The organism is Mycobacterium paraintracellulare (genome assembly GCF_000276825.1).
Classification (GTDB): Bacteria; Actinomycetota; Actinomycetes; order Mycobacteriales; family Mycobacteriaceae; genus Mycobacterium; species Mycobacterium intracellulare.
The window spans coordinates 4,534,134-4,557,455 of the sequence record NC_016948.1 but is presented as its reverse complement, the minus strand read 5'-3'; the positions used below and the strand labels follow the sequence as shown (position 1 = coordinate 4,557,455).

Below are 23,322 nucleotides of genomic sequence, written 5' to 3'. Positions count from 1 at the left end.
GCCCGCCGCGTCGGTAGTCTCCACCCATGACCATCAACCTGTCCGTCGACGAAGTCCTCACCACCACCCGCTCGGTCCGCAAGCGCCTCGACTTCGACAAGCCGGTCAGCCGCGACGTGCTCAGGGAATGCCTCGAACTCGCGCTGCAGGCGCCCACCGGGTCCAACGCGCAGGGCTGGCAGTGGGTCTTCGTCGAGGACGCCGAGAAGAAGAAGGCGATCGCCGACGTCTACCTGGCCAACGCCCGCGGCTACCTCAGCGCTCCGGGGGCCGCGTACCCCGACGGGGACACCCGCGGCGAGCGGATGGGCGCGGTCCGCGATTCCGCCACCTACCTCGCCGAGCACATGCACGAGGCGCCGGTGCTGTTGATCCCCTGCCTCGAGGGCCGCCCGGACAAGTCGCCGTTGGGTGGGGTGTCGTTCTGGGCGTCGCTGTTCCCGGCGGTCTGGAGCTTCTGCCTGGCGCTGCGCTCGCGGGGACTGGGGTCGTGCTGGACGACGCTGCACCTGCTGCGCGACGGCGAGCAACAGGTCGCCGACATCGTGGGCATCCCGCGCGACCGTTACAGCCAGGGCGGCCTGTTCCCGATCGCCTACACCAAGGGCACCGACTTCCGCCCGGCCAAGCGGCTGCCCGCCGAGCAGGTCACGCACTGGAACAGCTGGTGACCGCGGCGTTCGCGCGGGCGACGTAGCCGGGCGCGGCGGGTCGCCACGATCAAAGAGAGCTAGGTCGGCCAGGACATCAGCGGCCACACCTCGACGACCCCGTGCGCGACGGCGCACGGGGTCTGGCTCACCCGCTCGATCGCCGCGTCGAGATTGTCGGCCTCCAAGACCGCGAACCCGGCAATCGGCAGCGCCGAATGCAGATAGGGCCCGGGCTCGATCCGCACGCCGGCGCCGTCCGGATTGCGCACCTGAACGGGGTGTCCGGCGGTCCCGATGAGGGCACCCGCGGCGCGCAGCGCGTCATCGCGCGCGTGCGCGGCCTGCCTGCACTCGTCGCTCACGCGGTGGTACCCGGCCGCGTCCCCGTAACCGATGGTGATGAAGGTAGCCATGCCGTGCTGACTTCCCGCGGGCGCGAAACTCACCGCGGCGATCACGAGCTAGGTCGCTCCCGCGTACCCGTGCTGGCGCCACGCCTCGTAGACGGCGACCGCCGCGGCGTTGGACAGGTTCAGCGAGCGCCGGCCCGCCAGCATCGGGATGCGGACCTGCCCGGTGATGTGCGGGTCGGCCAGCGTCGCCGCGTCCAGCCCGGTGGGCTCGGGGCCGAACATCAGCACGTCGCCCGCGCGGTAGCGCACCTGCGCGAACGAGGTGGGCGCGTGCGAGGTGAACGCGAAGACCCGCTCGGGCGACAGCGCGTCCCAGGCCGCCGCCAACGAGGCGTGCACGGTGACCGAGGCCAGGTCGTGGTAGTCCAGCCCCGCCCGTCGCAGCTTGGGTTCGGACAGGTCGAATCCCATCGGCTCGACCAGATGCAATTCGCAACCCGTCGCCGCCGCCGTGCGGATGGCGTTGCCCGTATTGGGGGCGATGCGCGGGGAGTAAAACATCAGCTTGAACACAACGCGATAATGGTCGCATGGTCGAGCAGAGCATTTGGATGCAGAAGGTCGCTGCCGATCCCGGGCATTCGCATTGGTACATCGAGCGGTTCCGCGCCATGGCCCGCGCGGGTGACGACCTGGCCGGCGAGGCCCGCTTCGTGGACGCCATGGCCCCCCGCGGCGCCCGCATCCTCGACGCCGGCTGCGGGCCCGGGCGGTTGGGCGGCTACCTGGCCGGCGCCGGCCACCGGGTGGTCGGCGTGGACGTCGACCCCGCGCTCATCGCCGCGGCCGAACAGGACCATCCCGGCCCGCGCTGGCTGGTCGGCGACCTCGCCGAGCTCGACCTGCCCGCGCGCGGCATCGCCGACCCGTTCGACGTCATCGTCTCCGCCGGCAACGTCATGACGTTTCTGGCCCCCAGCACCCGGGTCCGAGTGCTGAGCCGGCTGCGCGCCCACGTCGCCGGCGACGGTCGCGCGGCGATCGGCTTCGGCGCCGGGCGCGACTATGACTTCGACGTGTTTCTGAACGACGCGGTCGACGCGGGATTCGCGATCGACGTGCTGCTGTCCACCTGGGATCTGCGGCCGTTCACCGACGACTCCGACTTCCTGGTCGCAATCCTTCGGCCCGCCTAGCGTTTTCGCGGGATCGGTGTTTGCCAGGACCGACCGCGGGCGCGCGGCGCCACCTTGGAGGGACCTGTCTGCTCAGTAACGATTCTGGTGGGCTGGGCCGCGGGCTGTCATACTCGTCGGATTGCCACACTTACACGCGCGCGCCTATCTGGCGCGGGGCGGGTGGAAATAAAGCAGGAAGTTTCATGAGCCTCTCGTTTTGTTCAGCGCTCAGGGTCAGCGCGGCGGCCGGTCATGCGGCCGCGATGACGTGACCATGTTCGCCCGCCCGGCCGGCGCGGCCGAGGCGGATGCCGCCCCGCCCGCACCGGTTCCCGGCGCCGACGCGGCGGCCAAACGCCCGCCCGCCTGGTCGCTGAGCAACTGGCCGGTCGGTTGGAAGGTGCTGGCGATCGTGCTGGTGCCGCTGATCTTGGTGACGGTTTTCGGTGTGCTTCGCATCGACACCGCGATGGACAGCGCGGCGCGCCTGAAACTGGCCGCCACCCGCGCCGACGTGGTCCCGGTGATCACCAAATACATGTCGGCCCTGGACGTCGCGCTGCAGGCCGGCTCCGCCGGGCGCGACGTCGAGGGCGCCAAAAAGAACTACGAGGCCCGCAAAGGCGAACTGCAGGGCCGGCTGGCCGACACCGACGTCACCGACGATGTCCGATCGGGCGTCAACACGCTGCTCGACGCCGGCCAGATGCTGGTGAGCAAGGCGTCTGACAGCGGCCTCGGTCTGCGGGAGCGGGTGACCCTGTACGCGCCGATCCTGTTGACGGCCGAAGACGTCATCAACGCCTCGGTGCGGGTCGACGACGAGCACATCCGCGCCCAGGCGCAGGGGTTGAGCCGGGCGGTCGGCGCGCGCGGGCAGATGACGATGCAGAAGATCCTCATCACCCGCGGGGCCGAACTGCCCGAGCCGCAGCTGCGCACCTCGATGGCCACCCTGGCGGGCACCGAACCGTCGACGCTGTTCGGCATGAGCGAAGTGCTCGGGGCGGGATCGCCCGAGGCCAAGACGCTGCAACAGCAGATGGTGGCCCGGATGGCGATCATGTCCGACCCGGCCAGCGTGCTCGTCGACAACGCGGACCTGCTGCGGTCCGTCCAAGCCACCGACGACATCGCCGACCAGGTCATCAAGAACGTCACCGCCTCAGTGACCAAGGCGGTGCACGCCCAGGCCGCCGACCGGCGCAGCGCCGCGATCCTCGACACCGTGTTGGTGCTGGCGGCGATCGTCATCGCTCTGGTCGTGGTGCTGCTGGTGGCGCGCGCGTTGGTGCGGCCGCTGCGCATCCTGCGCGACGGCGCGCTCAAGGTCGCCCACACCGATCTCGAGGAGGAGGTCGCCCGGGTGAAAGCCGGTGGGGCCGAACCGATTCCGACGCCGCTGCCGGTCTACACGACCGAGGAGATCGGTCAGGTCGCCCACGCCGTCGACGAACTGCACACCCAGGCCCTGCTGCTGGCCGGCGACGAGGCGCGGTTGCGGCTGCTGGTCAACGACATGTTCGAGACCATGTCGCGGCGCAGCCGGTCGCTGGTCGACCAGCAGCTGGCGCTCATCGACCGGCTGGAGCGCAACGAGGAGAACCCCGAACGCCTCGACAGCCTGTTCCGGCTGGACCACCTGGCCGCCCGGCTGCGCCGCAACAGCGCCAACCTGCTGGTGCTGGCCGGCGCGCAGCTCGCGCGCGACCAGCGCGACCCGGTGCCGCTGGCCACGGTGATCAACGCCGCGGTATCCGAGGTCGAGGACTATCGCCGCGTCGAGATCGCCGGGCTGCCCGAGTGCGCGCTGGTGGGCGCGGCCGCGGGCGGCGCCATCCACCTGTTCGCCGAGCTGATCGACAACGCCCTGCGCTACTCGCCGCCGACGACGTCGGTGCGGGTCTCGGCGTCCCGCGGCGGTGACGGCGGGGTCGTGGTGCGGATCGCCGACTCCGGTCTGGGGATGAACGACGCCGACCGCCGCATCGCCAACATGCGCCTGCAGGCCGGCGGCGACGTCAGCCCCGACAACGCGCGCCACATGGGGCTGTTCGTGGTGGGCCGGATCGCGGGCCGGCACGGCATCCGGGTGGGGCTGCGCGGCCCCGCGGCCAACGAGACGGGTACGGGCACCACCGCCGAGATCTACCTGCCGCCGACGGTCCTCACCGGCCTGGCCGCCGCGGAATCGGCTGCGCCCCGGCACATTCGGGCGGTGTCGTCTCCGAGCGCCAAACTCGCCAGCGCGATCGCCGCGCCCCCGCCCGCCGACGACGCGCGGCGGCACGACGGCACGCGCGAGCCGGCGGCCCGCAACGCCCCGCCCGCGCCCGGGCCGTCGGTCACCCTGCTGCCGCGCCGCAACCCGGGTTCCAGCGGCATCACCGACGTCCCGACCCCGCCCGCCGAACCACCGCCCCCGCGGCGGCGCCGCGAGCTCGCGACCCCCTGGTGGGAAAACGCGCCCCAGGCCGCGCCGGCCGCCAGGCCCGAGGCCGCACCGAAGCCACCACCGCAGCCCACGCCCGCGCCGGAGCCCGCGCCCGAACCGGCGCCGGCTCCGCCGGTGCGGGCGGCATCGGACACCTCGGCCTTCTTCGCCGCCCGGCCCCGCGAACCCCGGCAAGACAAGCCCGCCGACCCGGCGACCGACGATGACGTCATCTACCGGCGGATGCTCTCGGAGATGCTGGGCGACCCGCACGACCTGGTCAACAGCCCCGACCTGGACTGGCAGTCGGTATGGGACCGCGGCTGGACCCTGGCGGCGGCCGCCGAGGACAAGCCCGTCGAGTCGCACACCACCGACCACGGCCTGCCGGTGCGCACGCCCGGCGCCCGGCTGGTGCCCGGCGGCGCCAACGCAACGGGTCTGGCCGAACGGGACGAGCCCGAGCACGGCCAGAACGGCAGATCGCACCGGGAGCCGCAGCACGCGGCCGTCACCCGCGACCCCGAGGCGGTGCGCGCCTCGTTCAGCAACCATTTCGGCGGCGTGCGCAGCGGACGCTCGCATGCCCGTGACACGGAGCAAGGACCCGACGAACAATGACCTCCCCCGACAACTCACTGGACTGGCTGGTGACCAGGTTCGCCCGCGAGGTCCCCGGCGTCGCGCACGCGCTGCTGGTGTCCGTCGACGGGCTGCCCATCGCCGCCAGCGAGCACCTGCCCAGGGAACGCGCCGACCAGCTGGCCGCCGTCGCCTCCGGGCTGGCCAGCCTGGCGACCGGCGCCGCGCAGCTGTTCGAGGGCGGGCAGGTGCTGCAGTCGGTCGTCGAGATGGCCAACGGCTACCTGCTGTTGATGCGCGTCGGGGATGGCTCGCATCTCGCGACGCTCGCCGTGACGTCGTGCGACATCGGTCAGATCGGCTACGAGATGGCCGTCCTCGTCGAACGGGTCGGGGGCGTGGTGCAGTCGACCCGCCGGTCCGCCGCCCACTCGTGAGCCGCGATGGACACCCCCGAGAGCTGGCCCGCACACCGTAAGGGGAACCTGGTCCGCCCGTACACCCTGACGTCCGGCCGGACCGACACCAACGTCGAGCTCCCCCTGGAGGCGCCGCTGCAGACTCTGCAGCCCGGCGCCCCCCACCGGTATCCGCCCAACGACGCGCGGGGCAGAATCATCCAGCTGTGCGGCCAGGGCCCGCCGAGCCCGTCGGTCGCCGAAATTTCGGCCCGGCTGGACCTGCCGCTCGGCGTCGCGCGCGTCCTCGTCGGGGATCTGGTGCTGTCCGGCTACCTTCGGGTGCACAGGACGTTGTCCGAGCGTTCGACCCGAGATGAGCGTCACGAACTCATAGGAAGGACCCTGCGTGGCTTACGCGCACTCTGAGGTGCAGCAAGATTCCGGCGCGCACGCGTCGACGAAGATCGTGATCGCCGGCGGATTCGGCGCCGGCAAGACCACCTTCGTCGGGGCGGTGTCGGAGATCATGCCGCTGCGCACCGAGGCGATGCTGACCGACGCCTCGACCGGCGTCGACGCCCTCGAGGCCACCCCGGACAAGCGGACCACCACCGTCGCGATGGACTTCGGCCGGATCACCCTGGCCGAAGACCTGGTGCTCTACCTGTTCGGCACGCCGGGGCAGCGCCGCTTCTGGTTCATGTGGGACGACCTGGTCCGCGGCGCCATCGGGGCGGTGGTGCTGGTCGACTGCCGGCGCCTGCAGGACAGCTTCGCCGCCGTGGACTTCTTCGAGCACCGCAACCTGCCGTTCCTGGTCGCGGTCAACGAGTTCGACGGGGCCCCGCGCTACCCGGTCGCCGAGGTGCGCGAAGCGCTGACCCTGCCCCCGCACATCCCGGTGATCACGGTCGACGCCCGCGATCGCCGGTCGGCGACCGACGCCTTGATCGCGGTCAGCGAATACGCCCTGGCCACCCTGACGCCCAATTGAGCGAGGAGTGGGTCGACCGCGAGTTCGACGGCCACGACTTCACCGACGAAGACCTGAGCCGCTTGCGGACCGAGCGGACCGTGTTCACCGAATGCAATTTCAGCGGCGCCAACCTGGCCGAGTCGCAGCACCGCGGCTCGGCCTTCCGCAACTGCTCGTTTCACCGGACGTCGTTGTGGCACAGCTCTTTTGCCCAATGCTCGATGCTGGGGTCGGTGTTCGTGCAGTGCCGGCTGCGGCCGATCACGTTCGACGAGGTGGATTTCACGCTCGCCGTGCTCGCCGGCATCGACCTGCGGGGCGTCGACTTCAGCGGCTGCCGGCTGCGGGAGGCCAGCCTGGTGGAGGCCGACCTGCGCAAGGCCGTGCTGCGCGGCGCGGACCTGCGTGGCGCGCGGACCGCCGGCGCCCGGCTCGACGGCGCCGATCTGCGCGGCACCACCGCCGACCCCGGGTTGTGGACGACCGCGTCGCTGGCCGGCGCCCGCGTCGACGTCGACCAGGCGGTGGCCTTCGCGCTGGCGCACGGGCTTCGACTGGATGGGGGCCCGCACGACGACGGCTGAGGTTCAGCGCGCGAGCCGGATGCGCCAGCGCACCAGCGCGCCATAGCCGACCGAGAGCGCCGCGAGCATGCCCATGTCGAGCAGCCAGGCCGCCGGCGCGTGCTGGAAATGGCTGTCCCGGGGACTTTGCGGGCCGGGCGAGACCGCCCACAGGTCGACGGTCGACCCTTGCGCGGCGTATCCCCACCGCGACGGCATCAGCCAGGACGCCTGGTCCAGAAGGATCCGGTCGGTGACCGGCACCATCCCACCGCAGAGCACCATCTGCATCATCAGCGACACCACCAGCATCGGCATCACCTGCTCGCCCGTGCGGGCGAGCGCCGAGAGCAGCAGGCCCAGCATCGCCGCGGCCACACACGTCGCCGCCACGGCGACGAACAGCTCGACGGTGGCCGCCGAGCTAGAGGGACCGAGCAGCACCGCTGGTCGCGTCGGCGGCCCCTTGCCCAGCACCACGATGGCGGTGGCGATGGCCGCCTGGGCGACGGCGAACCCGCAGAACACCGCGACCTTGGCCAGCAGGTACGCGGTGGTCGACAGGCCGACGGCCTGTTCGCGCCGGAAGATCGGCCGCTCGCCGATGAGGTCGCGGATGGTCAGCGCGGTGCCCATGAACGCGGCCGCCATGGTGAGCAGGGTCAGGATCATCCCGGCCTCGCCCGCCGACTCGCCGGCCGGGTCGGCGTAGCCGAAGCCGGCGCTGCCGGGAACGGTCAGCGACAGCGCGCCCATGACGAACGGCAGCACGGCCAGGAACACGAAATAGGCGCGGTCGGACACCACCAGCCGGACCTGTCGGCGCGCGATGGTGGAGAACTGGTGGCGCTTGCTGGTGCGTGGCGGCGCGCCGAGCTCGGCCGGCGCCTGGGTCCGCCGCGGGGGCGGCGGTCTGTTCTGGGCCAGAAAGCGGCGATTGGCCTCGTCCGGGTCGGCGCCCACCTTCGCGAAGATGTGCGCCCAGTTGGTGGTTCCCATGGCGGGACCGATCCGGGCGGGCGGACCCAGGAACGCCGTCTTGCCGCCCGGCGCCATCAGCAACACCTGGTCGCAGACGTCGAGGTAGGTCAGCGAGTGCGTCACCACCAGCACGACGCGGCCGGCGTCGGCGAGTTGCCGCAGCATCGTCATGACCTGCAGATCCAGCGCGGGGTCCAGGCCCGACGTGGGTTCGTCGAGGATCAGCAGCGACGGCCCGGTGAGCAGCTCGAGCGCCACCGACGCGCGCTTGCGCTGCCCGCCGGACAGCCTGTCGACCCGGGTGTTCGCGTGCTCGGTCAGGCCGAGCTCGTCGAGGACCTCGGCGACGACCCGGCCCCGGTCGGCTTTGCTGGTGTCCGGCGGCAGGCGCAGCTCGGCGGCGTATCCGAGGGCCTGGCTGACCGTGAGCTGCCGGTGCACGACGTCGTCTTGGGGGACCATCCCGATCCGGGTGCGCAGCGACGCGTACTCGGTGTGAATGTCGTGGCCCTCGAAGGTGACCGAGCCCGACGTCGGGGTGGCGTACCCGGCGATCAGCCGCGACAGCGTCGTCTTGCCCGCGCCGGAGCCGCCGATGAGCGCGGTCAGTGTGCCGGGGCGGGCGGTTAGCGAGATCCGTTCCAGCAGGCGCTTGTCACCGATGGCGAAGTTGACCTCGCGCACCTCGAGGCCGCCGGCGCGGGTCGCCGCCTCCTGCAGGCGAACCAGCGCGCCGCCGCGCAACACCAGGTCGACGTTGCCGATCGTCACCACGTCGCCCTCGGACAGCGCCGCCGAGGTGACCCTGACCCCGTTGACGAAGGTGCCGTTGCTGCTGTTCGCGTCGCGGATCTCGGGGCCGGCCGGTGTCGGCGTCAAGAAGGCGTGGCGGCGCGAGGCCAGCACGTCGTGGATGACGATGTCGTTGTCGAGCGCGCGGCCGATCCAGGCGGCCCGCCCGGTCACCGGCCGGCGATCGCCTTCGGGTCCCGCGACGGCGACCCGGGTGGTGGGGAACTCCCCGGCGTCGGCCGGCGGCTGCGGCGCGGTGCGCCCGGCGTCCCTGCGCCGAAAGGAGCGTGCCGGCGGGCGTCCCAGTTCGAAGGTGATCCGCGGGCCGTCGGGCTTGCCGATGTTGATGCTCTGGCCGTCGCGGATGTCGACGACCGGCACCCGCCGGCCGTCGAGGTAGACGCCGTTGAGCGTGTTGTTGTCGACCGCGAGCCACCGGCCCCGATCGAAGCGCAACAGCAGGTGCGCGCGGGCGATCAACGGGTGCGCGACCCGCAGGTCGGCGCGCAGGTCGTTGCCGACGACGACGTCGCGGCCGGCGGTGAAGCTGCCCTGCGAGTGCTCGGATCGCGCCGTCAGCAGGGGCTGGGCAGGTCGGGTCATCGCATCCCAGATTAGGGTCGCCGCCTGAGAGCCGCCTCAGCGTTTCAGCCGGATGTGCCAGCGCACGATGCCGGTGTAGGCGATCGAGAGCAGCGCGAGCATGGCCATGTCGAAGACGAAGATGTGTTTCGAGTGCTGCCAGATCGGGTCGTTGGTGGGGATCTGCTTGACCTTCACCAGCGACGGGAAGTCGATCGAGGACGCGCCCGCCGCGTAGCCCCAGCGGGCGGGCGTCAACCACGCCAGCTGTTCCAGCCCGATGCGCTGATACACCGGGATCATCCCGCTGGAGAACACCAGCTGCGACATGATCGACACCACCAGCAGCGGCATGATCTGCTCGTTGGACTGCGCCAGGGCGGACAGCAGCAGGCCGAGCATGGCCGAGGCCACACAGGTGCCCGCGACGGTGACGAACAGCGAGAAGGTGGAGTTGCCGAAGAACTGCGGGTGCGCGGTCGGCGCGCCCTTCCCCAGCCGCACGATGATGGTCGCGATCGCCGCCTGGCCCGTGGCGAAGACGCAGAACACCGCGATCTTGGCCAACAGATAGGCGGTGGTCGACAGGCCGACGGCCTGCTCCCGCTTGAAGATGGCGCGCTCGCCGATGAGATCCCGGATGGTCAGCGCGGTGCCCATGAAGACGGCGCCGATGTTGAGCAGCACCATGATGTACTGCGGCTGGGTGGGTGCGGGGCCCATCGGGTCGGCCGGCCCGAGGCCGGGGTGCGGGCCCTTAACCGTCAGCGACAACGCGCCGATGAGGAACGGCAGGATCGCCAGGAAGATCGTGTAGCCACGGTCGGACACGACGAGGCGAACCTGGCGGCGCGCGATCGTGGACAGCTGCCGCCACAGGTTGGTTTGGGGTGGTTCGCCCAGGTCCGCCGGGCTCTGCGGGGTCGGCGGCTGCGACGACTGCTGATTGCGCTCCTTGAAGCGCCGGTTGGCCTCGTCCGGGTCGGCGCCCACCTTGGCGAAGATGTCGGCCCAATTGCGGGTGCCCATGGCCGCCTCGACCTGGTCGGGTGGCCCGCAGAACGCGGTCTTGCCGCCGGGCGCGACCAGCAGGATCTGGTCGCACACGTCCAGGTAGGACACCGAGTGGGTCACCACCAGCACCACGCGGCCCGCGTCGGCGAGCTGGCGCAGCATCAGCATGACCTGGCGGTCCAGCGCCGGGTCCAGCCCGGACGTCGGCTCGTCGAGCAGCAGCAGCGACGGCTGGGTGAGCAGCTCGAGCGCGACCGAGGCGCGCTTGCGCTGGCCGCCCGAGAGCTTGTCGACCCGCGTCTCGGCGTGCTGGGTCATGTCGAGTTCCTCGAGCACCTGGGCGACGACGCGGGCGCGTTCCTCTTTGCTGGTGTCGGGCGGCAGGCGCAGTTCGGCGGCGTAGTTGAGGGCCTGGTTGACCGTGAGCTGGCGGTGCACGACGTCGTCCTGGGGGACCATCCCGATCCTGCTGCGCATGGACGCGTACTCGGTGTGGATGTTGTGGCCCTCGAAGGTCACCGTGCCCGACGTGGGGCTGGTGTAGCCGACGATCAGCCGCGACAGCGTGGTCTTCCCGGCGCCCGAACCGCCGATGATGGCCGTGAGTGTCCCGGGCCGGGCGGTCAGTGAGATGTGGTCGAGCAACTGCTTGCCGTGGTCGACGGTGTAGCAGACGGAGTTGACCTCCAGGCCGCCGGTCCGCGTCGCCGCCTCGGTGCGCCGGACCAGGCCGTCGCCCGTGAACACCAGGTCGACGTTGCCGATGGTGACCACGTCGCCCTCGGTCAACACCGCGGACCCGACCCGGACGCCGTTGACGAAGGTGCCGTTCACGCTGTGCGCGTCGCGGATCTCGGTGCCCAGCGGCGTCTGGATCAAGAACGCGTGATGGCGCGAGGCGAGCACGTCCTGGATGACGATGTCGTTGTCGGTGGCCCGCCCGATGGTTTGCGACCCGGCCGGTTTCTGGATCGCGCCGGACCGCGACGGCCGCAGCGCCTGGAACATCTTGGTCGCCAGGTTCGCCACCTCGGGCGGCTTGGCGTTGGCGGGTGCGGCCCGGGTGGGCGCGGGGATGTGCTGCGCCGGCGGGGGGCTGTGGACGGGTGCTTGCAGGGGGGAATTGTGCGGCGGGGGTGGCGCGGCGGGCGGGTAGGCGGGCGGTCGCCCACCGCCGGCGCCGTACATGGTTTGGCCCGCCGGGCCGGGCCGGGGAGCGGGCTGCGGCCGCCGCGGCGGCGCCGCCCAGTTGGGCGTGCGCCCGGCTGGAGGCGGCGGCGGCCCGGGTGGAGCGGCGACGGGCGGGCCCGGTTGCGCCGACCACGCCGCCGGCTGCGGCGGGGCCGCCACCGGGATGTTCATCGATTCGGTCTTGGGCGGGCGCCCGGCCATGCCTTGGTGGCGGCCGACGTCGAACGTCAGCAGCGGCCCGTCGGGGTTGCCGATGTTGAGGGTCTGCCCGTCGTGGATCTCGACGACGGGCACGCGCCGGCCGTTAACGAAAGTTCCGTTGAGCGAACCGTTGTCGATGGCCAGCCACTTGCCCTGGTCGAAACGCAGCAACAGGTGGGCCCGCGAAATCAGCGGATGCGTGATGCGCATGTCGGCCCGCAGATCGCGCCCGACGACCACATCGTGGCCGGCTGCGAAGGTACGTTCGGACCCTTCGTGATGGACGGTTAGCGCTGGCGGGGCTGGTGCTGACATCGCCACAACTGTAGCTTGCGGCCCTGTGGATCAGCGTGGAGCGGCCGCGGCGTCGGGCGCGCCGGTCACGACGCAGTGCGTCCGGCTGTAGATCGTCGGCATGCACTGATTGCAGTGCGTGCAGGCGGAGTGCACCCGGTGCTGGGCGTCCTCGGCGGCGATCCGGTTGATCAGGTCAGGCTCGGCGAGCAGCGCGCGGGCCATCGCGACGAACTCGAAACCCTCGGCCATCGCCAGGTCCATCGTCTCGCGGTTGGTGATGCCGCCGAGCAGGATCAACGGCATCTTCAACTCGGCGCGAAACAGCTTGGCGTCGCGCAATAAATAGGCCTCGCGGTAGGGGTATTCGCGCAGGAACTTCTTGCCCGTCATGCGCATGCCCCAGCGCAGCGGCGGCTTGAACGCGCCAGCGAACTGCTTGAGCGGCGCGTCGCCGCGGAACAGGTACATCGGATTGACCAGCGAGCTGCCCGCGGTCAGTTCGATCGCGTCGAGCCCACCGTCCTCTTCCAGCCACTTGGCGGTGGTCAGCGATTCGTCGGTGCTGATGCCGCCGCGAACGCCGTCGGCCATGTTCAGCTTGGCGGTCACCGCGATCGGCGTGCCTTCCTTTTCGACCGCGCGGCGGACGGCCATCACCATCCCGCGGGCGACCTTCGCCCGGTTCTGCAGCGATCCGCCGAATTCGTCGTCGCGGCGATTGATCAGCGGGGACAGGAACGAACTCGCCAAGTAGTTGTGGCCCAGGTGGATTTCGACGGCGTCGAAGCCCGCTTCGATGGCCAGCCGGGCGGCGTTCGCGTGGCCTTCGATGACGTCGTCGATATCCTCACGGGTGGCCTTCTTGGCGAACCGCATACCGATCGGGTTGAAGAATCGGACCGGCGCCAGCGCCTTCGCCTTGTTGGACTTGGCGTTGGCGACCGGGCCGGCGTGGCCGATCTGCGCGCTGACCGCCGCGCCCTCGGCGTGGATCGCGTCGGTGAGCCGCCGGAACCCGGGCACGGCCTCGGGCCGCATCCAGATGCCGTTGCCCTCGGTGCGACCGCCGGGGGAGACGGCGCAGTAGGCGACGGTCGTCATGCCGACCCCGCCGGCGGCCGGCAGCCGGTGGTATTCGATGAGGTCGTCGGTCACCAGCGCCTCGGGCGTGCGCGCCTCGAACGTGGCTGACTTGATGGTGCGGTTACGCAGCGTTATCGGACCGAGCTTCGCGGGGCTGAAGACGTCCGGAGGGGTAGACATACCGGGAGCCTAATGGCGATCGCGAGCGCGGCGTAGCCGGGCGCGGCGGGTCGCCATCATCGAGATCTGCCAGACTGTCAGCGTGGGAGCAATCACGCTGGACGGCAAGGCCACCCGGGACGAGATCTTCGTCGACCTCAAGCAGCGCGTGGCCGTATTGACCGCATCGGGACGCACCCCCGGTTTGGGCACCATCCTGGTGGGCGACGACCCGGGCTCCCAGGCGTACGTGCGGGGTAAACACGCCGACTGCGCCAAGGTCGGGATCACCTCGATCCGCCGCGACCTGCCCGCCGACATCAGCACCGCCACGCTCAACGAGACCATCGACGAGCTCAACGCTAACCCCGACTGCACCGGCTACATCGTGCAGTTGCCGCTGCCCAAGCACCTGGACGAGAACGCGGCGCTGGAGCGCGTCGACCCGAACAAGGACGCCGACGGGCTGCACCCGACCAATCTGGGCCGGCTGGTGCTCAACAACCCTGCCCCGCTGCCGTGCACGCCGCGCGGCATCGTGCACCTGCTGCGCCGCTACGACGTCGAGATCGCCGGGGCGCACGTGGTCGTCATCGGCCGCGGTGTGACTGTCGGTCGCCCGTTGGGGCTGCTGCTGACCCGCCGTTCGGAGAACGCGACGGTGACGTTGTGCCACACCGGAACTCGCGACCTGCAGGCGTTGACCAAACAGGCCGACATCATCGTGGCCGCCGTCGGGGTCCCGCACCTGCTGACCGCCGACATGGTGCGTCCCGGCGCCGCGGTGCTCGACGTCGGGGTGAGCCGGACCGACGACGGACTCGTCGGCGACGTGCATCCCGACGTGTGGGACGTGGCCGGGCACGTATCGCCCAACCCGGGCGGCGTGGGCCCCTTGACCCGGGCGTTCCTGCTGACCAACGTCGTCGAGCTGGCCGAACGGGAATGACCGCGCGGACCGTGCTGCGAGCCCAGTGGCCGATTCTGTTGGTGGGCTTGATCTTTGCCGCGGCACTGGTATTGGTGGGAGCCAACTTCTGGCGGCGGGGCTCGCTGTTGATCGGCATCGGTGTGGGCGTGGCCGCGCTGCTGCGATTGGTGCTATCCGAGGAGCGGGCCGGCCTATTGGTGGTGCGCGGCAAGGGAATCGACTTCATCACCACCGCGGCGGTCGGGGCGGCGATGGATTACATCGCCTGGACGATCGACCCGCTGGGCACCGTCTAGTAACTCGGCAGCGCCGGAATCTGTCCCGGCATCTGGCCGGCCATGCCCGGGATTTGGCCCGTCATTCCGGGGACCTGGCCACCCATGCCCGGGATCTGGCCCCCCATGCCCGGGATCTGGCCCCCCATTCCCGGGATCTGGCCGGGCATTCCCGGAACCTGCGGCATGGCGCCGGACAGGTTGCCGCTGGCGATGTTCGCCATCTCCTGGGGGCAGTACGTCTGGATCGCGATCGTGGTGAACATGCTCGCCATCTGCGGGGACATGCCACGGCCGGAGATGCTGGACGCTGCCCCGGCGAAGCTGCCGCCCGGCTGCGCGAGCATCGGGCAGATCGACTCGCCTACGGCCATCGCGTTTCCGGGTTCGCCGAAGTCGATGCCGGCGTGATTGAGCGCGTCGATGAAGTCGTCGCCGTTGCCCTCCGCTTCGGCCGGCGCCGCAAAGGCCGAGGCCACGGTGAGCAGGCCGGCGGCCGCGGCGAGCAGGCGAATGGTGAGGGGCTGTTGGCGCAAGACCCAGATCCATTGATGAGTTCGTGCAAGTGCCTTCACGCCAGCCTCCCCGTCCGCATGGAGTGCACCGACGGCACTCGAATCACGCCTACGAACTCTGATCTATCACTGTCACGTTTACGAAACGGTGGGGTAAAGGTTCGCACAATAAGCGTTTCGTGAGGTCGTTGTGTTCGCGATGTGGCTTATTGAGCAGCCGGAGGATCGGCCTTGTTCTCGGGATGGGATTTTTCGAAACCAATTGCGCGAGTGTGAATCTAGGGCGGCCTCAGAGCCGATTTTTGTCGGTGTGTGTCGATAGTTTGGCGGTGTGAGTTCCACTGGTCTGCCCGATGTCGACGCGGTGTTCGACGCGCTCGATGCTGAGGTGGACCGCGCGTGTGCGTTGGTGCTCGACGCGTTGACCGTGCAGCAGCAGCTGGCGGTGTTGGAGCGCTGTGAGAGGCTGCGCCGGCGCATTCCGGTCATCGAGTATCCGCTGCTCAATTCGCTGGCCCGCCAAGTCCCGTCCCAGGATCTGGGCGGCGGCTTGTCCCATGCTTTGACGGAACGCACCCTGATCAGCCGTCACGAAGCGTCTCGGCGTATCCAGGAAGCCCGCGACCTGGGACCCCGCCATGGACTGACCGGTGAACCCTTGCCGCCCGCCTTGGCCGCGACGGCCGCCGCCCAGCGCGCCGGAGACCTGGGCGCGGGTCAGGTGGCCGTGATCCGCAAGTTCTACCACCAACTTCCCGGCTGGGTGAGCGCTGCGGCCCGTGAGTTCGCCGAAGCCCAACTGGCCGGGTTCGGCACCCAGTTCGGTCCCGAACACCTCAAAGAATTGGCCCGCGGGCTCACCGATGCGCTTAACCCCGATGGCACGTTCACCGACGAGGACCGCGCCCGTAGCCGCGGGGTGACCCTGGGCAACCAACAAGCCGACGGCATGTCGGAGCTGCGGGGCCTGATCACCCCCGAACTACGCGCCACCTTCGAAGCCGTGGAAGCCAAACTCGGCGCCCCGGGCATGTGCAACCCTCTCGACGACATCCCGTGCGTGGAGGGGACGCCCAGCCAGGCCGCCATCGACGGTGATACGCGTTCGAAGGCTCAGCGCGGCCACGACGCCCTGCTGGCCGGGCTGCGTGGGCTGTTGGCCTCCGGGGAGTTGGGTCAGCACAACGGGTTACCGGCCTCGATCATCGTCACCACTACCCTGGCCGAGTTGGAGGCCGCCGCCGGGCGGGCCCTGACCGGTGGGGGCACCATCCTGCCGATGAGTGAGGTGATCCGCCTGGGCCGCCACGCGCATCACTACTTGGCGATTTTCGATAAGGGCAAGGCCCTGGCGTTGTATCACACCAAGCGGCTGGCCTCCCCGGGGCAGCGAATTGTGTTGTATGCGAAGGACCGCGGCTGCACCGCCCCGGGCTGCACCGTGTCGGGCTATTACTGCGAAGTCCACCACACCACCGACTACGCCACCTGCCACAGCACCGACATCAACGACCTCACCTTCGCCTGCGGCCCGCATCACCGCATGCTCGACCCCGGCGGCTGGACCACCCGCAAGAACGCCAAGGGCGAGACCGAATGGAAACCACCACCCCACCTCGAGCGTAATCGGCCACGCACCAACACCTTCCACCATCCGGAGAAACTACTGCGTGACGACGACGATGACGGGTGGTAACCGGGCTGGGGTACTTGAACGACGGATCAGGCTTCCGAGAAGTCGGGCACTGTGATCGCGCCGTCGTCGGCTAGCGCGAACCCGGGGTTGTGGGCGATCTCCCATGCGTGACCATCGGGATCGCGGAACGCGCCCGCATACCCGCCGTAGAACGTTTCGGCAGCGGCGCGGGTGATGGTGGCTCCGGCATCTGTTGCCGCGGCCAGGATCTCGTCCACTTCGGCGCGCGACCGCACGTTGTGAGCCAAGGCGATGCCGCCGAAACCGTCATCGCCTTGATCGGCGATGCCGAGATCGGCCGAAAGCTTCTCTCGCGCCCACAGACTCACCGCGATGCCGCCCGCCTGAAAGAAGACGGTCTCCTGCACCACTTGACCGTGCCAGCCCAGGCGCTCATAGAAGCGGCGGGCGCGGTCCAGATCGGCAACGCCCAGGGTGATGAGACTCAGTCGCTGCTCCATGCGACGAGACACTACGCGGGCGCTCAGCCGGCCAGCGTCGCCCGGGTGCACATGGTGATATAGGGCAGCGCCAGCCCGGTCGCATTCGCCAGGGCCGGATGGGTGGCCAGCAACTGGCGCACCTCGTCGAGCGTTCTGGAGCGAACCTCGGTCGGCGAGGTGATGCAGTAGCTGCGCGACGCGACGAGGTCGATCAATGCTTGCGGCGTAAGGTAACTCGTCCACTCGACCCGATGCTGCGCGAGGTCGGTGAACGGCTCGGGCAGCTGCACCTGGGTGCGGCCGCCGTCGCCGTCGCTGCCGATGATCCGGCCCAGTTCGCGCACCCAGCCGAGCCGTTCGTCGCGGGTGTTCCACACCAGGCCCAGCCGCCCGCCCGGCCGTAGCACGCGGGCCACCTCGGGTATCGCGCGCTCGGGGTCCACCCAATGCCAGGCCTGGGCCACCAGCACCACGTCAACGCTGTTGTCTTCCAACGGAATCTCTTCGGCCGTGCCCAGCAGGGCGCGGGTCTCGGGCAGCGAGGTCCGCAGCACCTCCAGCATGTCCGGGATCGGATCGACGGCCACGACGTCCAGGCCGCGCTCCACCAGCCGGGTCGTCAGCTTGCCGGTGCCCGCCCCCAGGTCGAGCACCTGGCGCGCGCCGACCGGCAACAGCCAGTCGATCGCTTCCGGGGGATAGGACGGGCGGCCACGCTCATAGGCCGCGGCCGCCGAGCCGAATGACAAGGAGCGGTCGTGCCGCGAGCGGGTCACCGTTGCGACGTGCCTTCCCTGCTGTCCGCGCCGGCCAAAACCAGTGTCTTGCGGATCAATTCGCCCACCGCGTCGGATTCCACCAGGAAGCCGTCGTGCCCGCAGAGGGAGTCGACCACCTGCAAAGCGGTGCAGCCCGGCAGGTGCTCGGCCAACTCCTCCTGCAGACGCAGCGGGTAGAGCCGGTCGGATGTGATGCCGCCCACCACCGCCGGCACCGGGCAGCCGCGCAGCGCCTTGGCCACCCCGCCGCGGCCACGGCCGACGTCGTGAGTGTTCAGCGCCTCGGTCAATACCACGTAGCTGCCCGCGTCGAAGCGCTCGAGCAGCTTGTCGCCCTGGTACTCCAGGTAGCTCTGCACCGCGTAGCGGCCGCCGGCGGCGGGATCCTCGTCGCCCTGCGCGTCATTGGCGAACCGGGTGTCCAGGTCCACCTCGCCGCGGTAGGTCAGGTGCGCGAAGCGCCGCGCGATCGCCAGCCCGGTGTCGGGCGCCAGCCCGGTGTCGTGATAGTCGCCGCCCTGCCAGTTCGGGTCGGCCTCGATCACCGCGATCTGCGTGGACTGGGTACCGATCTGATCGGCGGTGGCGCGCGCGCCCACCGCCAGCAGCAGCCCGGACCGGACCCGGTCCGGGTGACCGACCATCCACTCCAAAGCCCTTGCGCCGCCCATGGATCCACCGACCACCGCGGCGACCTCGTCGATCCCCAGCGCGGCCAGCGCGGCGATGTCGGCCTCCACCTGGTCGCGGATCGAAATCCGCGGGAACCTTGAGCCCCAAGGCTTTCCGTCCCGGGTCCGCGAGCTGGGCCCGGTGGAGCCGCGGCAACCGCCGAGCACGTTGGTGGCCACCGCGCACCACCGGTCGGTGTCGATCGGGGCTCCCGGCCCGACCATGCCGTCCCACCAGCCGCCGGTGGGATGTCCTGGTCCGGCCGGGCCGGTGACGTGCGAGTCACCGGTCAGCGCGTGCAGCACCACCACCACGTTGTCGCGCGTGGGCGACAACTCGCCCCAGCGCTGCACGGCGATGTGCACGTCGTCGATCACCGCGCCGCTTTCGGTGGTCAGCGAGCCGATGTGGACAAAGCCGATTTCGCCTTCGTCGGGCAGCGTTTGGGTGGGCGCGTCGGGGATCGTCATCGGGGCGGTCTCCTTCAGAACGCCGCCACGGCGTGCGGATCGGTGCCCGAGGCTCCGGCGGTCGCGCCGAATTTGGCCGCCGCGGCGAAGCCGAGCTCCAGGTCGGCCAGGATGTCGTCGATCCCCTCGATGCCGACCGCCAGCCGCACCAGGCCCGGGCTGACCCCGGTGCTCAGCTGCTCCTGCGGGGACAGCTGGGCGTGCGTCGTGGAGGCCGGGTGGATCACCAGGGAACGCACGTCGCCGATGTTGGCGACGTGGCTGTGCAACTTGAGCGCGTTCACGAAGGCCTTGCCGGCCTCGATGCCGCCGGCCAGCTCGAACGACAGCACCGCCCCGGTTCCCTTGGGCGCCAGCTTCTTTGCCCGCTCGTGCCAGGGCGAGCTGGGCAGTCCCGCATAGTTCACCGAGAGCACGCCGTCGTGGCCGGACAAGAACTCGGCCACGCGCTGGGCGTTGGCGACGTGACGCTCGACGCGCAGGCTCAGCGTCTCGATGCCCTGGGCGACCAGGAACGCGTTGAACGGCGCGGCGGCCGAACCGAGGTCGCGCAGCAGCTGCACGCGCGCCTTGAGCGCGTAGGCCGGCGGACCGAGCTCGGCGAACACCACCCCGTGGTAGCTCGGGTCCGGGGTGGTGAACCCCGGGAAACGGCCCTGCGTCCAGTCGAACGTGCCGCCGTCGACGACGACCCCGGCGATCGCCGAGCCGTGGCCGCCGAGGTACTTGGTGGCCGAGTGCACGACGATGTCCGCGCCGTGCTTCAGCGGCTGGATCAGGTAGGGCGTGGCGATCGTGTTGTCGACGATCAGCGGGACGCCCGTGTCGTGGGCGACCCCGCCGACACCGGGGATGTCCAGGATGTCGATCTGCGGATTGGAGATGGTCTCGGCGAAGAACGCCTTGGTGTTCGGCCGCGCCGCGGCCCGCCACGAATCCAGATCGTCGGGGTCCTCCACGAAGCTGACCTCGATGCCGAGCTTGGCCAGCGAGTAGTGAAACAGGTTGTAGGTCCCGCCGTAGAGCCTGGGGCTCGAGACGATGTGATCTCCGGCACACGCGATGTTCAAGATGGCGAACGTGGCCGCCGCCTGGCCGGAGCTCAGGAACAGCGCCGCCACACCGCCCTCGAGCGCGGCGATGCGCTGCTCGACGACGTCGGTGGTCGGGTTGCCGATCCGGGTGTAGATGTTGCCCGGCACCTCCAGCCCGAACAGGGCGGCGGCGTGCGTGGTGTCGTCGAAGACGTACGAGGTGGTCTGGTAGATCGGCAGGGCGCGGGCGTTGGTGGCCGGGTCCGGCTGCTGCCCGGCGTGCACCTGCTTGGTCTCGAACGACCAATGCGCGGTCGGATCGGTGTTCTCGCTGGTGGTGCCGTTGGAAGAAGAACTGTCGGAACTCACGTGGGTTGGCTTTCTCCTGAAATATGGGCTCGGGTCTTCAGCGGGGCCTTACGGCCGGCCGGCTAGCAGCGGCGCACGGTCGCGCACATCAGCGGCTCCACCAAGGCGAGCCGATGATCGCAAGGAGCTGGACAGAAGCACATCACGTGTCCCCTCTAGTCAGGGGTCCGTTATGGCGGACCCGCGCTTGCCGCGCAGCCTGTGGCTACTAGACCTGGTCATCACCCGGGGCACCCCACCGCGGTTGGAGGGTTGCCGGCCAGCAAGCCGGGGCTTGTCGCTGGCGCTCATGACCAATACGAAGACTATCTTACTGTGCCGACCCGCTGCCAACTGTCGCGGTGCAGACGCAGGTCGACACCTGTCCAAACACCCTTGATAACGTGGCAGTTAGATTGCTGAGCCCCCCACAGATCTGACCATAATCACGCCGGGAGAGGGACCGTGAGCGCCGAAAAGCCGACCGTCATCTACACGCTGACCGACGAGGCGCCGCTGCTGGCGACCTACGCGTTCCTGCCGATCGTGCGTGCCTTCGCCGAACCCGCGGGCATCGAGATCAAGACCAGCGACATCTCCGTGGCCGCCCGGATCCTCGCCGAGTTCCCCGAACACCTGACCGAAGAGCAGCGGGTCCCGGACAACCTCGCGGAGTTGGGCCGGCTGACCAAGCTGGCCGACACCAACATCATCAAGCTGCCCAACATCAGCGCCTCGGTGCCCCAGCTGATCGCCGCCGTCAAGGAACTGCAGGGCAAGGGATTCAAGATTCCGGACTTTCCGCAGAGCCCGAAGACCGACGAGGACAAAGAAATTCGCGACCGCTACGCCAAGTGCCTGGGCAGCGCCGTGAATCCCGTACTGCGGCAAGGCAACTCGGACCGACGCGCACCCAAGGCCGTCAAGGAGTATGCGCGCAAGCATCCGCACAGCATGGCGCCCTGGTCGCCGGCGTCGCGCACCCATGTCGCGACCATGCGCGGCGGCGACTTCTATCACGGCGAGAAGTCGATGACGCTGGACCGCGCGCGCAACGTGAAGATGGAGCTGGAGACCGAAAGCGGCGAGACGATCGTGCTCAAGCCGATGGTGTCGCTGCGCAACGCCGACGTCATCGACTCCATGTTCATGAGCAAGAAGGCCCTCGTCGAGTTCTACGAGGAGCAGATGCAGGACGCCTACGAGACCGGCGTGATGTTCTCGCTGCACGTCAAGGCGACGATGATGAAGGTCTCCCACCCCATCGTCTTCGGCCACGCCGTGAAGATCTTCTACAAGGAGGCCTTCGCCAAGCACCAGGAGCTCTTCGACGAACTCGGCGTCGACGTCAACAACGGATTGGTCGATCTGTACAGCAAGATCGAGTCGCTGCCGGCGTCGCTGCACGAGGAGATCATCCGCGACCTGCACGCCTGCCACGAGCACCGGCCCGAGCTCGCGATGGTCGATTCGGCCAAGGGCATCACCAACTTTCATTCGCCCAGCGACGTGATCGTCGACGCGTCGATGCCGGCGATGATCCGCGCAGGCGGCAAGATGTGGGGCGCCGACGGTCGGCAGAAGGACACCAAGGCCGTCAACCCCGAGTCCACCTTTTCCCGGATCTACCAAGAGATCATCAACTTCTGCAAGACCCACGGGCAGTTCGATCCGACGACGATGGGCACGGTCCCCAACGTCGGGCTGATGGCGCAGCAGGCCGAGGAGTACGGCTCGCATGACAAGACCTTCGAGATCCCCGAGGGCGGCGTCGCCAACATCGTCGACCTCGACACCGGGGAGGTCCTGCTCACCCAGAACGTGGAGGCCGGCGACATCTGGCGCATGCCCATCGTGCGGGACGAAGCGATCCGGGACTGGGTCAAGCTGGCCGTCACCCGGGCGCGCAACTCGGGCATGACCGTGGTGTTCTGGCTCGACACCGAACGCCCGCACGAGGTCGAGCTGCGCAAGAAGGTCAAGGAGTACCTCAAGGAACACGACACCGAGGGCCTGGACATCAACATCATGCCGCAGGTGTGGGCCATGAGGTACACGCTGGAGCGCGCGATGCGCGGCCAGGACACGATCGCCGCCACCGGAAACATCCTGCGCGACTACCTCACCGACCTGTTCCCGATCCTGGAGCTGGGCACCAGCGCCAAGATGCTGTCCATCGTGCCGTTGATGGCCGGCGGCGGAATGTACGAAACCGGCGCGGGCGGTTCGGCGCCCAAGCACGTCCACCAGCTCGTCGAGGAGAACCACCTGCGCTGGGACTCCCTCGGTGAATTCCTGGCTCTGGGAGCGTGTTTCGAGGACATCGGCATCAAGACCGACAACGAGCGCGCCAAGCTCTTGGGCAAGACGCTGGATGCCGCGATCGGAAAGCTGTTGGACAACAACAAGAGTCCGTCGCGCAAGACCGGTGAACTCGACAACCGCGGCAGCCAGTTCTACCTGGCGCTGTACTGGGCCCAGGAACTCGCCGCGCAAAACGACGACGAGGATTTGCGCGAGCGCTTCGCCGCGCTGGCGGACTCGTTGGCCGAGAACGAGGACACCATCGTGGGCGAACTCGCTGAGGTGCAGGGTGAGTCGGTCGACATCGGTGGGTACTACTACCCGGACAGCGAGAAGACGACGGCGGTGATGCGGCCGAGCAAGACGTTCAACGAAGTGCTGGCCGCCGCACAAGGCTGACGCCGCAGGAAAGGCA

21 protein-coding genes and 1 riboswitch are annotated in these 23,322 nt (G+C 69.6%); of the genes, 11 read left to right on the top strand and 10 right to left on the bottom strand.

Annotated elements, in window-relative coordinates:
* Window positions 1-26 precede the first annotated feature (26 nt).
* A complete protein-coding gene (locus tag OCQ_RS21100; protein ID WP_014385739.1) occupies window positions 27-671 on the top strand; it encodes a nitroreductase family protein in 645 nt (214 codons plus the stop codon).
* Window positions 672-730: 59 nt separating this feature from the next.
* Here OCQ_RS21100 and OCQ_RS21095 read toward each other — a convergent pair whose 3' ends face one another.
* Together OCQ_RS21095 and OCQ_RS21090 are read right to left on the bottom strand one after the other, a co-directional pair.
* On the bottom strand, window positions 731-1,066 hold the full coding sequence (locus OCQ_RS21095) for a YciI family protein (RefSeq protein ID WP_179300680.1): 336 nt from the start codon (window positions 1,064-1,066) through the stop codon (window positions 731-733).
* 48 nt (window positions 1,067-1,114) lie between these two features.
* The gene (locus tag OCQ_RS21090; RefSeq protein WP_009956981.1) at window positions 1,115-1,579 is read right to left on the bottom strand and encodes a tRNA (cytidine(34)-2'-O)-methyltransferase; all 465 of its coding nucleotides are present in this window, start codon (window positions 1,577-1,579) and stop codon (window positions 1,115-1,117) included.
* Window positions 1,580-1,596: 17 nt separating this feature from the next.
* On the opposite strand from OCQ_RS21090, the gene OCQ_RS21085 reads away from it, so the two are divergent.
* From OCQ_RS21085 to OCQ_RS21060, 6 genes are all read left to right on the top strand, one after another.
* On the top strand, window positions 1,597-2,202 hold the full coding sequence (locus OCQ_RS21085) for a class I SAM-dependent methyltransferase (protein ID WP_008260070.1): 606 nt from the start codon (window positions 1,597-1,599) through the stop codon (window positions 2,200-2,202).
* Between the two features lie 250 nt (window positions 2,203-2,452).
* Window positions 2,453-5,239 (top strand): sensor histidine kinase, encoded by a 2,787-nt coding sequence (locus OCQ_RS21080; RefSeq protein ID WP_014385738.1) that lies wholly within the window; start codon window positions 2,453-2,455, stop codon window positions 5,237-5,239.
* Window positions 5,236-5,637 (top strand): serine protease inhibitor, encoded by a 402-nt coding sequence (locus OCQ_RS21075; protein ID WP_009956847.1) that lies wholly within the window; start codon window positions 5,236-5,238, stop codon window positions 5,635-5,637. Before OCQ_RS21080 ends, OCQ_RS21075 begins: the two co-directional genes overlap by 4 nt.
* Before the next feature lie 6 nt (window positions 5,638-5,643).
* Window positions 5,644-6,027, top strand: coding sequence for a DUF742 domain-containing protein (locus OCQ_RS21070; protein ID WP_009956846.1), 384 nt, complete (start codon window positions 5,644-5,646; stop codon window positions 6,025-6,027).
* Complete coding sequence (locus tag OCQ_RS21065; protein ID WP_008260062.1) at window positions 6,008-6,595, top strand: GTP-binding protein; 588 nt, start codon at window positions 6,008-6,010, stop codon at window positions 6,593-6,595. Before OCQ_RS21070 ends, OCQ_RS21065 begins: the two co-directional genes overlap by 20 nt.
* Window positions 6,592-7,161: a pentapeptide repeat-containing protein gene (locus tag OCQ_RS21060; protein WP_014385737.1), complete on the top strand. Its 570-nt coding sequence runs from the start codon at window positions 6,592-6,594 to the stop codon at window positions 7,159-7,161. The genes OCQ_RS21065 and OCQ_RS21060 overlap by 4 nt, the downstream gene beginning before the upstream one ends.
* A gap of 3 nt (window positions 7,162-7,164) precedes the next feature.
* Here OCQ_RS21060 and OCQ_RS21055 read toward each other — a convergent pair whose 3' ends face one another.
* Genes OCQ_RS21055 through OCQ_RS21045 form a run of 3 tightly spaced genes read right to left on the bottom strand, consistent with a single transcriptional unit; the run spans window position 7,165 to window position 13,461 of the window.
* Complete coding sequence (locus tag OCQ_RS21055) at window positions 7,165-9,516, bottom strand: ATP-binding cassette domain-containing protein (protein WP_014385736.1); 2,352 nt, start codon at window positions 9,514-9,516, stop codon at window positions 7,165-7,167.
* A 36-nt stretch (window positions 9,517-9,552) separates the two neighbouring features.
* Complete coding sequence (locus tag OCQ_RS21050) at window positions 9,553-12,216, bottom strand: FHA domain-containing protein (RefSeq protein ID WP_041785791.1); 2,664 nt, start codon at window positions 12,214-12,216, stop codon at window positions 9,553-9,555.
* A gap of 30 nt (window positions 12,217-12,246) precedes the next feature.
* Complete coding sequence (locus OCQ_RS21045; RefSeq protein ID WP_014385734.1) at window positions 12,247-13,461, bottom strand: NADH:flavin oxidoreductase; 1,215 nt, start codon at window positions 13,459-13,461, stop codon at window positions 12,247-12,249.
* 82 nt (window positions 13,462-13,543) lie between these two features.
* Between OCQ_RS21045 and OCQ_RS21040 the strand changes: the two genes are divergently transcribed.
* Window positions 13,544-14,389, top strand: coding sequence for a bifunctional methylenetetrahydrofolate dehydrogenase/methenyltetrahydrofolate cyclohydrolase (locus OCQ_RS21040; RefSeq protein WP_014385733.1), 846 nt, complete (start codon window positions 13,544-13,546; stop codon window positions 14,387-14,389).
* Entirely contained in the window at window positions 14,386-14,667 is a 282-nt protein-coding gene (locus tag OCQ_RS21035) for a DUF3017 domain-containing protein (RefSeq protein ID WP_008260053.1), read from the top strand. Before OCQ_RS21040 ends, OCQ_RS21035 begins: the two co-directional genes overlap by 4 nt.
* On the opposite strand, the gene OCQ_RS21030 is transcribed toward OCQ_RS21035, so the two are convergent.
* The gene (locus tag OCQ_RS21030) at window positions 14,664-15,221 is read right to left on the bottom strand and encodes a DUF732 domain-containing protein (protein WP_014942848.1); all 558 of its coding nucleotides are present in this window, start codon (window positions 15,219-15,221) and stop codon (window positions 14,664-14,666) included. The two genes, OCQ_RS21035 and OCQ_RS21030, sit on opposite strands and share 4 nt — an antisense overlap.
* 271 nt (window positions 15,222-15,492) lie before the next feature.
* On the opposite strand from OCQ_RS21030, the gene OCQ_RS21025 reads away from it, so the two are divergent.
* Entirely contained in the window at window positions 15,493-16,857 is a 1,365-nt protein-coding gene (locus OCQ_RS21025; protein WP_014385731.1) for an HNH endonuclease signature motif containing protein, read from the top strand.
* A gap of 26 nt (window positions 16,858-16,883) precedes the next feature.
* On the opposite strand, the gene OCQ_RS21020 is transcribed toward OCQ_RS21025, so the two are convergent.
* The 4 genes from OCQ_RS21020 to OCQ_RS21005 are packed head-to-tail and all read right to left on the bottom strand — an operon-like array spanning window position 16,884 to window position 20,624.
* Entirely contained in the window at window positions 16,884-17,318 is a 435-nt protein-coding gene (locus OCQ_RS21020) for a VOC family protein (RefSeq protein ID WP_014385730.1), read from the bottom strand.
* Between the two features lie 23 nt (window positions 17,319-17,341).
* A complete protein-coding gene (locus OCQ_RS21015; RefSeq protein WP_009954115.1) occupies window positions 17,342-18,076 on the bottom strand; it encodes a class I SAM-dependent methyltransferase in 735 nt (244 codons plus the stop codon).
* Window positions 18,073-19,221: a homoserine O-acetyltransferase MetX gene (gene metX, locus OCQ_RS21010; protein WP_009954114.1), complete on the bottom strand. Its 1,149-nt coding sequence runs from the start codon at window positions 19,219-19,221 to the stop codon at window positions 18,073-18,075. The genes OCQ_RS21015 and metX overlap by 4 nt, the downstream gene beginning before the upstream one ends.
* Before the next feature lie 14 nt (window positions 19,222-19,235).
* Window positions 19,236-20,624: a bifunctional o-acetylhomoserine/o-acetylserine sulfhydrylase gene (locus OCQ_RS21005; RefSeq protein ID WP_014385729.1), complete on the bottom strand. Its 1,389-nt coding sequence runs from the start codon at window positions 20,622-20,624 to the stop codon at window positions 19,236-19,238.
* A 178-nt stretch (window positions 20,625-20,802) separates the two neighbouring features.
* Window positions 20,803-20,919, bottom strand: a riboswitch (SAM riboswitch).
* A 149-nt stretch (window positions 20,920-21,068) separates the two neighbouring features.
* Here OCQ_RS21005 and OCQ_RS21000 point away from each other — a divergent pair.
* Complete coding sequence (locus OCQ_RS21000) at window positions 21,069-23,306, top strand: NADP-dependent isocitrate dehydrogenase (RefSeq protein ID WP_009954111.1); 2,238 nt, start codon at window positions 21,069-21,071, stop codon at window positions 23,304-23,306.
* Window positions 23,307-23,322 lie beyond the last annotated feature (16 nt).